The organism is Streptomyces anulatus (genome assembly GCF_000721175.1).
GTDB classification, from domain to species: Bacteria; Actinomycetota; Actinomycetes; order Streptomycetales; family Streptomycetaceae; genus Streptomyces; species Streptomyces anulatus_C.
Map to the genome: position 1 here is coordinate 182,139 of NZ_JOEZ01000003.1, position 12,293 is coordinate 194,431.

9 protein-coding genes and 3 pseudogenes are annotated in these 12,293 nt (G+C 70.0%); 3 read left to right on the top strand and 9 right to left on the bottom strand.

Annotated features, from left to right (window positions below; all coding sequences use genetic code 11):
• Positions 1–139: 139 nt before the first annotated feature.
• From IG90_RS0103865 to IG90_RS45510, 6 genes and pseudogenes are all read right to left on the bottom strand, one after another.
• A complete protein-coding gene (locus tag IG90_RS0103865; protein ID WP_030577479.1) occupies positions 140–1,414 on the bottom strand; it encodes a PucR family transcriptional regulator in 1,275 nt (424 codons plus the stop codon).
• A gap of 68 nt (positions 1,415–1,482) precedes the next feature.
• Positions 1,483–1,679: pseudogene (locus IG90_RS41420) on the bottom strand (SpoIIE family protein phosphatase); the annotation flags it as partial.
• A gap of 187 nt (positions 1,680–1,866) precedes the next feature.
• Positions 1,867–2,478, bottom strand: a complete 612-nt coding sequence (locus IG90_RS0103875; protein ID WP_030577484.1) for a TetR/AcrR family transcriptional regulator — start codon at positions 2,476–2,478, stop codon at positions 1,867–1,869.
• Between the two features lie 62 nt (positions 2,479–2,540).
• Positions 2,541–3,257 (bottom strand): ABC transporter ATP-binding protein, encoded by a 717-nt coding sequence (locus IG90_RS0103880; protein WP_030577487.1) that lies wholly within the window; start codon positions 3,255–3,257, stop codon positions 2,541–2,543.
• A complete protein-coding gene (locus tag IG90_RS0103885) occupies positions 3,254–4,381 on the bottom strand; it encodes an ABC transporter permease (protein ID WP_030577490.1) in 1,128 nt (375 codons plus the stop codon). The genes IG90_RS0103880 and IG90_RS0103885 overlap by 4 nt, the downstream gene beginning before the upstream one ends.
• A gap of 246 nt (positions 4,382–4,627) precedes the next feature.
• A pseudogene (locus IG90_RS45510) lies at positions 4,628–4,750 on the bottom strand (serine/threonine-protein phosphatase); the annotation flags it as partial.
• A gap of 64 nt (positions 4,751–4,814) precedes the next feature.
• Here IG90_RS45510 and IG90_RS0103895 point away from each other — a divergent pair.
• From IG90_RS0103895 to IG90_RS0103900, 3 genes and pseudogenes are all read left to right on the top strand, one after another.
• Positions 4,815–5,624: an SMI1/KNR4 family protein gene (locus tag IG90_RS0103895; protein WP_030577496.1), complete on the top strand. Its 810-nt coding sequence runs from the start codon at positions 4,815–4,817 to the stop codon at positions 5,622–5,624.
• A 368-nt stretch (positions 5,625–5,992) separates the two neighbouring features.
• Positions 5,993–6,121: pseudogene (locus IG90_RS47020) on the top strand (L,D-transpeptidase family protein); the annotation flags it as partial.
• A 172-nt stretch (positions 6,122–6,293) separates the two neighbouring features.
• Complete coding sequence (locus IG90_RS0103900) at positions 6,294–8,975, top strand: FG-GAP-like repeat-containing protein (RefSeq protein WP_209443543.1); 2,682 nt, start codon at positions 6,294–6,296, stop codon at positions 8,973–8,975.
• Positions 8,976–9,114: 139 nt separating this feature from the next.
• Here IG90_RS0103900 and IG90_RS0103905 read toward each other — a convergent pair whose 3' ends face one another.
• From IG90_RS0103905 to pgsB, 3 genes are read right to left on the bottom strand one after another with little or no spacing between them, the layout of a single operon-like run.
• Positions 9,115–10,194: an NlpC/P60 family protein gene (locus IG90_RS0103905; RefSeq protein ID WP_030577503.1), complete on the bottom strand. Its 1,080-nt coding sequence runs from the start codon at positions 10,192–10,194 to the stop codon at positions 9,115–9,117.
• Between the two features lie 32 nt (positions 10,195–10,226).
• Positions 10,227–10,709, bottom strand: a complete 483-nt coding sequence (locus IG90_RS0103910; RefSeq protein WP_030577506.1) for a poly-gamma-glutamate biosynthesis protein PgsC/CapC — start codon at positions 10,707–10,709, stop codon at positions 10,227–10,229.
• Positions 10,706–12,289 carry a poly-gamma-glutamate synthase PgsB gene (gene pgsB / locus IG90_RS0103915; protein WP_030577509.1) on the bottom strand — a complete coding sequence of 528 codons (1,584 nt, stop codon included), beginning with the start codon at positions 12,287–12,289 and terminating at the stop codon, positions 10,706–10,708. Before pgsB ends, IG90_RS0103910 begins: the two co-directional genes overlap by 4 nt.
• Positions 12,290–12,293: the final 4 nt, after the last annotated feature.

Sequence of the window (12,293 nt, forward strand, 5' to 3'; positions counted from 1 at the left end):
ACGCCGACAGGTTCTCGCCTCGTTACCCGCGCCGAACCATTGGTTACCGGCAGGTAAGTCGCTGGTTAATGATGGGGCCGAACCGGCCGGGATCCGTTTGGCTTGGCCGTTAGAAGTTTCCGCACGAGTTTGTGACAGGTCACAAATATTCGTGGGCGTCATACGCCGCCAGGGCTGCCTGCACCCGTGCCAGGTCGGCCTGCCGGGTCGCGTCGAGGCCCGTCAGACCGGTGATCCGACGCAGCCTGTAGTCCAGGGTGTTGGGATGGACGCTGAGCCGTTCCGCCGTGCTGCGCCGGTCCATGGCGCAGGACAGATAGGCCCTGAGCGTCTCCAGCAGCTCCGGCTTCCCGGCCAGCGGTGCGAGCAGCGAGGAGAGCTTCGCCAGCGCAGGCCCGGGACGGGTCAGCTGGTACTCCAGCAGTACGTCCGCCAGCCGGTACGGTCCCGGGGGGCGGCGTGCGGCCTGTGCGACCTTGCGGACGTCGCCGGCCAGCCGTGCCCCGTCGTGCACACCGTCCGGCGTCGAGATCGCGACCCCCGCGATGATCGCCGCACCCGAGACCCGCATCATGTGCCCGAGGATGCCGCCCGTCCAGTTCGCCACGGCCTCCGGTACGTCACCGGCCAACCCCGCCGCACTTTCACCGGCCTGCTCGTCCGGAAGCGGCAGCAGGGCCAGGCCACCGTCCACCGACAGCGCCGACAGCACCACACCGGGCACGTGCCGCTCCAGCTCCCTCCGCAGCCTCCGCAGTTTGCGACGTCCGGCGATCACCGGGTCCACGCCCGGCGTCCGCTCGTCCGGATGCGCACCGACGGCCAGGCTCAGCACGAGGAACCGCGCCGGCAATGAGATACCGGCCCGGTCGGCCGCGTCCTGTGCGGGCGAACCCGCCAGCAATGCGTCCAGCAACGCCTGTTGCTCGAAGTGCTCGACGCCGAACGCCGCCTGTCGCTCCTGGAAGTAGCCGCCCACACCCGCAGCCGTGACCCGCTGGAGGTACTGCATCAGCACCCGGTTCAGCGTGAGGACGTCCTGGACGTCCTGCGGCCCAGCCATCGGCGACAGAGTATCGAGCACCACCTGCGCGCCCACGTGGTAGGCACTGATCACCGAGTCGAGCATCAGCCCTTCCTCGGCGCGGTCAGCGGCCGCCTCCCGGATGACGGCGAGCTGCTCACGCCCCGGCAGCTCCCCGGTGCGCAGCACCTCGACGAAACCGTGAATGCACTGGTACGACACCCCCATGATCTCGCTGCGCAGTTCCTCCAAGGGCAGCGCACCGTAAGCGGGCAACTGGCCCGCGAGTTCGTCCACCACACGCATGGCGAGGTCGCGGGCGTGTGCCGAGAGCTGCCGGTGCACCAGAACTCCGCCGAAAGAGATGTCCTTGAGCTGGGGATCGGTCACGGAACAACTGTCGCAGACGGTAACCGTGCGGTGGCGGGTTCGAGGTGACGGTCACAGTGCTTCGGCTGGTCGGACGGATCGAGGTCGGCGTTGCGCTCGGGCATGCCGTCGGTCAGCATCACCAGCCGGTCACCCGGCCGCAGGTCGAGCGACTGGACCCGGTAGGTGTGAGGGGCAACGACGCCGAACGGCAGACCTCTGGCACGATCCCCTGAACCTGTCCGTCCCGCATCAGCAGGGGCCGGGGATGGCCGGCGTTGATGAAGCCCCGGGGTGGTGCCGGCCGGGCCGGCTGCGTCGCGGGCGGACGAGAGCGGCCGTGGAGGTACTTGTCGACGAAGGCGCCGCCTCCACCGTTCTGGCCGGTCACGGGATACGTGGGCGGGGGAGTGCTTCGGGTTGCCGGGTCGGTGCTGTTGAAGCGGCCGGTGGCGGGGTTGTACTGGCGGGCTTCAGATGCCTTGCTCCGGATCGCGGATCACGCTGTCGGCCGGAGTGAGGCAGCGGCGTACCAGTGCGAGAGTGCGCTCGGTGACCGTATCGAGTGGGGTGCCGTGCTCCACGGCGGACAGGGCCGTGTGCAGCATTCCGGCGATCAGGTCGGCCGTGAGCTCGGGGTCGGGGATGTCGATCTCCCTGACGGCGTCACGGAACGGTGCGACCTGCTCCAGGTGGAGTTCCATCAGCCTCTCCAGGCCGGCGGGAGGCAGACCGGCGCTCATGAGGGCGGCCGTCGGCCGGTGCGCGCCTTCGGCACCGAGGCGGAGGCTTTCCCTGAAGAACGCCTCGACGCGCTCCACCGGGCCGTTCGCGGCGGCCATGGCATGGGTGAGCGCTTCGTTGGAGCGCCGGAACGCTTCCTCCGTGATGGTGGCCAGCAGGGCTGCTGATGAGTTGAAGTACTGATACACGCTGGAACGGGCCAGGCCCGCCCGGGCGCCGACCGCCGCGGGTGTGACGGCGGTGGCGCCCTCGTTCACCAGGATGTCGATCGCTGCCCCGATCAGCGCTTCGCGCTGCTGCGCGCGATGTTCGGCGACGGTGGAGGCGTTGATCTTCGGCATGCGGGACAGACTCCTGGGTGGCGAGCGGGGCCGGGCGCTGAGGCGTCGGCCTGCGGCCCCGGTCAGGACAGGCGGCCGTCGACCATCTCGTGCACCCGGTCGGCAGCGTCCATTATCGCCGTGTCGTGGGTGACCATGACCGTGGCCGTGCCGTGCTCATGGGTCTGCTCGGCGATCAGCTGTACCGCCTCGGCCGCACGTACCCGGTCCAGCGCGGAGGTGGGTTCGTCCACCAGCAGGACGGCGGGGGAGGTCATCAGTGCGCGGGCCAGACCGGCGCGCTGGCGTTCGCCTCCGGACAGCTGGTGCGGACGGGAGCCGGAGCGGTGTGAGAGCCCGACCGCATCGATGAGCTCGTCGGCCCGGGTCCGGGCCGCGGCGTCGAGGCGGCCGTCGATGTGCAGGGGCAGGAGAAGCTGTTCCCGCACGGTCAGGGAGGCCAGCAGATTCGACTGCTGGAAGACGAAGCCGATATGGCGCCGGCGGGCCGCGGTGCGTTCCTTGTCCGACAGAGCGGTCAGTTCGGTGCCGGCGATGTGGACTCTGCCCGAGGTGGGCTGCTGAAGGCCCCCGGCGACGGCGAGGAGGCTGGACTTGCCGGAGCCCGAGGGGCCGACGACGGCGACGAACTCTCCGGGAGCGACGGTCAGGTCGACGTCGTCGAGGGCGGTGACGGCGGTGTCGCCGTCTCCCAGGGTGAGGGTGATGCCGAGCAGGCGCAGCCCGCCGGAGTCTGTCACGTCCGAGGCGGCCCGGGGGTCGGTGGAGGGTGTGGTCATCGGGTGGCTCCCAGAGCGGTCAGGGGGTCGACGGCGGTGATGCGGCGGACGGCGACGATGGCGCCCACGGTTCCGAGCCCGATGAGGAGGCCGGCGGAAGTGGCGATGGCCGGGGCGGAGAGGGAGAACGGCGCCTTCCCGATCATCGCGCTCCCCAGGGCCAGGCCGACAGCGGTGCCGACGGCCGTCGCGCCGACGAGCACGGCGACGACCTGTGCCAGTGCGTCGCGCAGGATGTATCCAGTGGGGGCGCCGAGCGCCTTCAGCAGGGCGATCTCTGCCTTGCGCTGCACGGTCCAGACGGTGAAGAAGGCACCGACGACCAGAGCGGAGATGGCATACAGGAAGCCCTTGATCAGGGCCATGGTGCTCGACTCGGCCGTGTAGCCCGGGGACGCGTCGAAGGTGGTCTCCTTGGTGTCGGCGCGGGTGGCGGTCGCCTTCGCCACAGCGGCGACGTCGGCACCCTCCTCCAGAGTCAGGGCGACGGCCGTGGCCTGCCGGCGTGCGGCCTCGGGCAGGTCACCCGGCAGGCCGTAGTGCAGATGCCGCCAGGTGTCGAGGTCCGTGTAGGCGACTCCGATGTGGCCGTAGGAGACGGTCTCGTCGACCATGCCCACGACCTCCAGCCGCACCATGCTCTTGTCCGCGGTCAGCACATCCCCGACCTCGACACCCAGATCGGCGATCTCCTGTGTGATGACGATCCCGGCACCGCTCTCCTTCAGACCCTCGCCCTTGGTGGAGACGGGAGCCATGGGTGAGTCCGCCGCCATACCGAAGACGGCGAGGTTGACCTGCTCGCCCTTCTTGGCACCCTGGGTCACCTGGGCGTTGGCCAGAGTGTTCCCGAACGGCTCCGCCCGCTCCACGCCCGGGGCCTCGGACCACGCTTGCCAGTCCTCCTGCTCCACGGTCGAACGGGAGAACTGCTCGCTGGTCGCCTTCCGGTCGAAGGCCATATGGGTCATGGGCAGTGCGCGCAGACCGGATATACCGGCATCCGCCAGGCCTGAGGCGAGTCCGGACAGGAGGACGCCGAGTACGGCGATGAGTGCGACCACCGCACCCATGAGGGCGAAGCGACCGCGGGCGAAGCGCAGATCGCGTAGGGCAAGGAACACGGAATCTCCGAGCGATGAGGGTGGCGGGGGCAGAAGGACCGCGGCGGCAGGCGACAGGACACGCCCAGCCCGGCGCTTTGCGTAAACTTGACGACTTGCGTGTCGGCATCTTATCGGATGTTACCGACGAGGCTGTCGGTACATCGCCGGACCCCTGCCACGGCCGCGCACCGCCCCACCCCTGGCTGCGCGGACGTGGCAGGGGTCCGTCGGATCGTCCGGCAGTTCTCGGAGGGGGTTGGTGGGCAGCCGGTCACCCGGCCGCAGGTCGAGCGACTGGATCCGGTAGGTGTGAGGGGCATCGACGCCGAACGGCAGATCGACCTCGGGCGCGAGCTCCCGCACCTGTCCGTACCGCATCAGCAGGGGCAAGGAACTGCAGCTCTGGGTTGGACGACGCCTATTGTCAGTGCGGTGCGCTTCACTGTCCGCCATGGAGCTCACGCAAGCGACCGTCAACGACCTGCTGGCTCAACTCGGCTCGGGCGACGGCTACATCCACCTGCCCAGCGACCTGAACCCGCAGGACATGACCGACCTGCTCAACAGCAGGTACGGCGCCCCGCGCACCCTTGTCCTCGACGGCTTCACCGATCCGACGGTCGACGAGTCCAGGGGCGCGGCTCTCCTCGTCCCCTTCGAGGACCGGGCCGTGAAGATACGGGCATGGGCGTATGGGGATCAGTGGGTCGGCACGGGTACGGCGCGGGACGCCGAGGGGGCCGAGCGTCCGGTGTTGGTGGTCGCTCACAGGGAAGTGCCGGAACTCTTGGTGCTCGCTCCGGACGAGGACGAGGACGAGGACGTCGACTGGATGGAGCGGCTCAGACGGATCACCGGCTGGACACAGCCCGCTCAGCGGCCGGACGTGGACTGGGCGGAGGTGGAGTCACGCCTGGGCACCGCGCTGCCGAACGACTACAAGCGCATGGTCGAGACGTTCGGCACGGGGGCCTTCGACGGATATCTGGGCCTGAATCAGGAGCCGTGGACGGACCTCAGAAGGGACGGTCTGCTCATCTGGGCGGGCACTGAGCACGAAGACCTGTACTGCTGGAAGGCCGACGGCGACGACCCCGACCGTTGGCCCGTCGTGGTCCGGTCCATCGACAACAAGGACGTCCCCTTTGACTGCCAGGCCGCGGAGTTCGTCTGCCGCATGCTCACCGACCCGCACCACCCGTTCACGATGGCCCGCTATTTCGACACCCACTGGTTCATGAACTACCTGGAAAGCGGCTGACCGGACCCCTGCACGGCTTTGCCGGCGGCCTCGGCCAGGATCTCGACGCCGTCGTCGCCTCCCGCTCGGAGAGGGTGGAGGTGGTGATGATCTGACGCAGGCCGGCCACCGCGGCGGCATGGGTGAGCTCCACCCCCTCGGGGCCCCTGTGCTGCCGGACGAGAACTGAAGGAACGCCAGGTCGCCGGGTGGGAGGCGTGACGGGCCGGGCCGGCGTGGGGCACTCCCGCAACGTCTCCAGCCGCAGCACCTCGACCGGCTGCGGCAGTTCGCCGGCCACGCTCGCGCATGCCGCGTCCACCACGACGGGCGGCCCGCCGAGGTGCTACTGCACCGGATCGGCCCGCCTGGCGTCGGGTGCGAGCGCCGCTGCTCCGGGCCGGGGCGCCGGTTTCTCTCTCCACGTCAAAGGCGGCGGCGCCACCGCGGGCTGCGTGTCCGTGCCACGCTCGACGATGGACCGGATCACGGGCTGGGTCGCACCGGCCGGCCTGCCGCCCGCGCAGCGCCATCGGCTGACCATCCGCCCGGCCTCCAGTGTGACGTTTCAGGAGGGTGCGGCGCTGGGTATAGGGGCACGCCTCTTTTCCGGGGCGAGCCGAAGCAGAACTCTTATAAGGGGTAGGGGATTTGAGTTCGCGTAAGTCGCATGCCTACAGACCGCTGAGCATGAAACGCCGCGCCTGGCTGACCGTCGGGGCCGTCGTGCTCGGTGGTGCGGGGGTCGTCACAGCCGCTGTGGCCAGTCCCGGCACGGATCCGGTGCGGGAGGGGCTGAAGCCGCGCAAGGCCGAGGTGCACTCGCTCGGCTTCAAGGGGACGGGCAGTGAGAAGCGCGATGTGCCGCGCACCAGCACCGAGCCGTTCTCCCTTGTCGGTGTCACCTGGGCGAACCCGGACGCGGAGATCGAAGGCAGAGCGGAGGTGCGCACGCGCAACCGCGAGACCGGCGAGTGGGGCGACTGGCTGGAGGTGCACCTCGACCAGCACCTCGCCGAGAAGCGGGACGCCAAGGCCGATCTGCCCGGCATGTCCGAGCCGCTGTGGGTCGGGCCGTCCGACGCCGTTGAGGGACGCGTGCTGCGCGCGGACGGCACGTCGAGCGCCGGTCTGCCCAAGGGGCTGGAACTGACCCTGGTGGACCCGGGCGTCACGGCCAAGGAGGCCAAGGCGCCGGGCGCGGACGCGCAGCCGGCGGCGTACGCCCTCGACGAGACCGCGGCGCCTGCGCCGGCCGCGGCCGCCACGGAGACGGCAACCGCGTCCCCGACGCCAACGGACGCGGCCACGCAGACGGCGAGCACGAGCGCCACGCCGACGGATACGGTCACGCCGACGGTCACGCCGACCGCCACCCCGACGCCGACCACACCGACCGCGCCACCTTCCACGGTGACGCGGCCGCCCATGACGCTGCGTACCAGTTGGGGCCCGGACAAGTCGCTGGCCACGAACTACAGCGACCCGGAGTACATCGACAGGATCCAGGCCGTTTTCGTCCACCACACGGCCGACTCGAACAACTACAGCTGCTCCGAGTCCCCCGCGATGATCCGTGCGATCTACGCGTACCACGTGACGCCGCGCCCGGGTTACGAGGGCTGGAAGGACATCGGCTACAACTTCCTCGTCGACAAGTGCGGCCAGATCTTCGAGGGCCGTGAGGGCGGCGCCGACCTGCCCGTCCTCGGCGCGCACACGTACGGCTTCAACTCCTACTCCACGAGCGTCGCGCTGCTCGGCGACTTCGAGACGGGCAAGCCCAGCCGGGCCGCCCTGGACTCGGCCGCGCGTGTCGCCGCCTGGAAGCTCGGCCAGTACGGTGTCAGCCCCAGCGGCACGGTCACGCTGACCGCGGCCGCCGACACCGGCAAGTACAAGGCCGGCGAGAAGGCCACGCTGAACACCCTCTCCGGTCACCGCGACGGCTTCGCCACTCTCTGCCCCGGCGTGAACCTCTACGGCAAGCTGCCCGCGATCCGTAAGTTCGCGTCCGGCGCGGGCAGCAACTCCGCGATCCCGACAGCCGACTTCAACCGTGACGGCATCACCGACCTCGTCGTCGGTACGCCGAAGGTCGCGAGCAGTGACGGCAGCGTCCACATCCTGCCCGGCAGCACGGACGGCCCCGTCGCCGCGGCGCGCCGCACGCTGAACCAGAGCAGCCCGGGCGTGCCCGGCACCTCCGAGAGCGACGACCGGTTCGGTTCCTCCACGGCGTACGGCGACCTGAACGGTGACGGTTTCGCCGACCTGATCGTCGGCGCCCCCGGCGAGAACGGGGTTACCGGGCAGGCCAACACCGGTTCCGTCACCGCGCTGTACGGCCCCGCGCTCACCACGGGCAAGCTGTACTGGACCAACTCGTCCACCCGGACCGCGGACGAGGGGCTCGGCACGACCGTCACGGCCGGCGACTTCAACGCCGACGGCAAGGCGGACATCTTCTCCGTCGCACCGGGCGCGCCGGGGCGCTGGTACGCCTGGGACTCCGCGACCGGCGCCGGCACGAGGGGCTATCTGAACACGGCCACGTCGTACACGGGCCGCGTCTCCTATTCCTCGGCGTCGAGCGGCGACTTCAACGATGACGGTTACGCCGACGTGGCGGTCTCGTTCCGTGACACGGCGGGCAAGGGCCGCCTGGTGTGGCTGAAGGGCTCACCGACCGGTCTGCAGCGGGTCGGCATGCTGACCGCGTCCGGCGGCCGTTCGCTGGCCTCGGGCGACCTCAACGGCGACGGCTACACCGACCTCGCCGTCGGACAGCCGTCCGCCACCGAGTCGGGTCACACCGCTGTTGGCGGCGCCGTCACCGCGGTCTTCGGATCGTCGACGGGCCTGACCTCCACGGGGACCAAGACCGTGCACCAGGACACAACCAGCGTTCCCGGCCTCGGCGAGAGCGGCGACGACATGGGTGCGTCCGTCTCCGTCGGTGACGTCGACCTCGACGGGTACGCCGACATCCTGGCCGGCCTGCCCGGCGAGAACGTGACCCGCAGCGACGTCTCGTACGTCAACGCCGGCTCGACGCTGCTGCTGCGCTCCACCTCCACCGGACCGACGGGCACGGGCGCCGTCATCTACTCGCAGGACACCAAGGGTGTGCCGGGCTCGTCCGAGAGGGACGACCGCTTCGGCTCGGCGGTCTCGCTGACCGACCTGTCCGGGTACGGCCGGGCGGACGTGGCGATCGGCGCCGAGGGCGAGGACGCCGGCAACGGCACCGTCCTCCAGCTCGACAACAGCAGCACCTCGGGCATCGTCACCACCTCGGGCGTCTTCTACGGCCTCGCCGAGCTGGGCACTCCAGCGGCCGCGCGCATCGGCAAGGTGCTCCACCCGTAGGGCTCCAGCCGTAGCGCAAGCGCCACGCGCGCACGCGTCACGCATGCAGCCGGGGCCCTCCCATGAAGGAGGGCCCCGGCTCTTCTCTGCCGACCGCGCGTGCTGCGGGCCCGGCGTGACGCCGCGGCCCGCAGCACACTCAGAGCCGCTTCGCGCTGCGCAGCGTCTTCGCGTAGTAGCCGTTGCCGTCCAGGCGGGAGACCCCACCGACGTCGCCGATGGTCGGGCCGTTGACCTCTTCGCGGCTGGAGACGAAGATCAGGTGGCCCTCGGTGTCGTAACCGAGCACGATGCCGACGTGGTCGAGCCGGTCCTTGGTGCGGGCGTCCAGCTTGAAGAAGACGAGGTCGCCGGGCTGGAGCTGGTCGATGGCGGACGGCCGGTCGTCGGGGCCCACTCCGGTCAGCGGGAGTACGTCGGCGCCCTCGTCGGAGCGGGCCATCCCGTTGGCGGTGCGCGGCAGGCCGTCGCCGGAGGTGTCCGAGGACATCAGCGGGTAGCGGGTGCGGTAGCCGAGCGTCATCCGGATGAATCCCGAGCAGTCCAGGGACTTGGCGCGCATGGCCTCGGGGGTGCCGGTCCGGCCGTCGCGGAAGGGGTAGGGCAGGCCGAGGTAGTCGTAGAAGTCGGACTGCTCCAGACGCAGGTCACCGCCCTCCGCGCCGGTGGTGTTCAGGGGGCCGAAGTTGGCGTCACCTGCGTACGTGATGCCCTCCTCGTCCTTCTTCTGCGGGGCGCCGGCCACGTACTGGAAGGCGATCGCGAAGACGTCGTCCTCCTTGCTGCCCTCGTACTCGGCGTGCCAGTCCTTGAACCACTTCTCCTTCTCGGCACCCTTCTTCCAGGGCTCGGGCATCAGACGCACCCAGTCCGTGGTGGAGACCTTCGAGGAGGTCGAGGCCGGTTCGGTGAAGGTGCGGGCCGGGCCGGTGAGTGTGGCCAGGCGCGCCCCGTCGGTGAACACCGCCTTGATCTGTCCGTCGGAGCCGCGCAGTACCGAGCGCGAGGGGTTCTCCAGCCGGGACCACGTGGACTCGCCCTTGTCGTCCGAGGCGGAGCCGGAGGCCTTGCCGCCGTCCAGGACGCCGACGTTGCGGACCTCGGTCACCCCGGGCGCCTCCTGCTTGCGCAGCTCGAGCGTGAGGTAGCCGGAGGTCGCGACGAGCGCCAGCACCACCAGGCCCGAGACGACGGGCCGCGACTTCTTCTTCCCTGCCATCGGTTACTCCTCGGTTGTTCGTGGGCGGCTTGTCAGACAGCGGGCATGATGCCGAGCAGCAGCCCGGCGGCGATGACGATGTAGGCCATGAGCGAGACCGTGCCGGTGGCCAGCAGGGTGGGGCCCTTGGGCTGACGCACCATCTGGTAGGCGATCAGGCCGGGCACGATGAAGCCGAGGGTCTGGTTGCCGTAGAGCAGCGGGAACTCCAGCGAGAGCAGGATCATCACCGTGCTCTGGAGCAGCACGCCGAGCAGGACCACCGACGCGAACAGCCGCTTGCCGTAGAGGATCACCAGCCGCTGCATGATCTTGGTGCCGCCGTAGGTGAGGGCGGTGACGCCCAGCACCATGGCCGCGCGCTGGACGTCCTCGATCAGCGTCAGGGCGAGCCAGCCCGGAGTGATCATGCCGCCGGGCGAGAGGTTGGTGGTGAGATAGCACATCAGCGAGAAGAACAGCCCTATGGCGATACCCAGGGCGGCCATCTCGGGGGTCAGTGCGGCGGTGGTCAACGGGATCTCCGGGCGTCGTCGTGCGGCTCGTCGTGGGGCGGCGGCCAGGTCTGCTGGGCGGGTTCGTGCGGCTGCTGCCTCGGGGCGTCGGTGTGGTGCCCGAAGGGTTCGTACCGCTCCTGCTGTGCGTACTGCTCCTGTTGTCCGTACCGCTCCCGCTGTGCGTACTGCTCCTGCTGTCCGTACCGGTCGGGCTGTGCGTACTGCTCGTGCGACCCGTGCTGCTGCCGGTGGGACCCCGTCGGCTGGACCGGGATGCGGACCACCGGGATCTCCTGGGTCTGCGAAGCCTGGTAGCGCTCCTCGTACGCCGGGGGGTACGAGGCGAACGGGTCCAGGCGGGGCGCCTGCGCCGGAGTCGCCGCGACGGGGCTCGGCGTCTCCTCGTCCACCTCGCTCTCGTCGGCGGGGAGTTCGGCGAGGTACTCCAGCAGCTCCTCGCCCTGGCCGTGGATGTTGCCGATGGCCACCAGGGACGCGCCGTCGGACATGCGCCCGAGCAGGGCCGGCATGAACTCCTCGGCGGCTCGCTTCTCACCGCCCAGGTCGACCGCCCGGTCCTGCCACTCGGCGGGGATGGCGTCGATGGCGCTCTTGGCGGGATGCCCGATGACGAAGACGTTGTCGGGCTGGAGGTCGGGGATGATCTCGCCCATCTGCCCGTTGCGCTCCACGCGGTCGGGGCGGCAGTTGATCACCACGTTCAGGGGGCGGCGGATGGCGCCGAGGTCGAGGAGCTGGTTGATGTTCATCAGCGTCGACTCGGGGTCGTTGGCCGCGAAGACGTTGGCGAAGGCGAGCCGGTTGCCGTCGGGCGCCACATAGCGCTCCACGGAGAGCACGCCCGGGTCCGGCGGCGCGTCGTACATGCCCTGGAGGGCGACCTCGCGCTCCACGCCGAGCAGGTCGGCGACGACCAGGGCGATCGCCACGTTCTCCTTGAAGGTGAACCAGCTGAAGCCGCGCAGCTCGTCGTCGCTGACGGTCTCCGGGTCGGCGTACACCAACTGGCAGTTCCGGGCGTCCGCCTCCTCCTGGAGGATGTGGAAACGTTCCTTCTCGGCGGTGACGCAGATGCCGTCCTCGGGCATCGAGCGGCACAGCGAGCGGGCCACGTCGTCGAGGGTGGGGCCCATCTCGGCGAGGTGGTCCTCGCGTACGTTGCACAGCACGCCGATCGTCGAGCGGATCAGCTTGCTCTGGTTGACCTCCTGGAGCGCCGGCATCACGGCCATGCACTCGATGACGAGCGCGTCGGGCCGGTAGGTGGCGGCCCGGCGGACGATGCCGATCTGCTCCACCACGTTGGCGATGCCGAACTTCCGGTACACCGGCTCCTCGGTGGCGTCCGGGTGGATGAAGCGGGCGGCCGTCCCGGTCGTCTTGGCGACGGTGATCAGGTCACCGCCCCGCAGCGCGCCCGCGCAGAGCCGGGTGATGGAGGACTTGCCGCGGATGCCGTTGACGAGCACCCGCGAGGGGATGGTGTGCAGCGCGGCGTAGTGCCGACGCTGCTCCATGATGCCCGCGACGAGCAGGAACAGACTGCCGGTCAACAGGACGAAGTAGAGGTAGAGCACGCTG

Bases quoted from the DNA above. Each gene is read 5' to 3' on its own strand.
- IG90_RS0103880 (WP_030577487.1), bottom strand. From the start codon at position 3,257: ATGACCACACCCTCCACCGACCCCCGGGCCGCCTCGGACGTGACAGAC.
- IG90_RS0103905 (WP_030577503.1), bottom strand. From the start codon at position 10,194: ATGGCAGGGAAGAAGAAGTCGCGGCCCGTCGTCTCGGGCCTGGTGGTG.
- IG90_RS0103900 (WP_209443543.1), top strand. From the start codon at position 6,294: ATGAAACGCCGCGCCTGGCTGACCGTCGGGGCCGTCGTGCTCGGTGGT.
- IG90_RS0103875 (WP_030577484.1), bottom strand. From the start codon at position 2,478: ATGCCGAAGATCAACGCCTCCACCGTCGCCGAACATCGCGCGCAGCAG.
- IG90_RS0103895 (WP_030577496.1), top strand. From the start codon at position 4,815: ATGGAGCTCACGCAAGCGACCGTCAACGACCTGCTGGCTCAACTCGGC.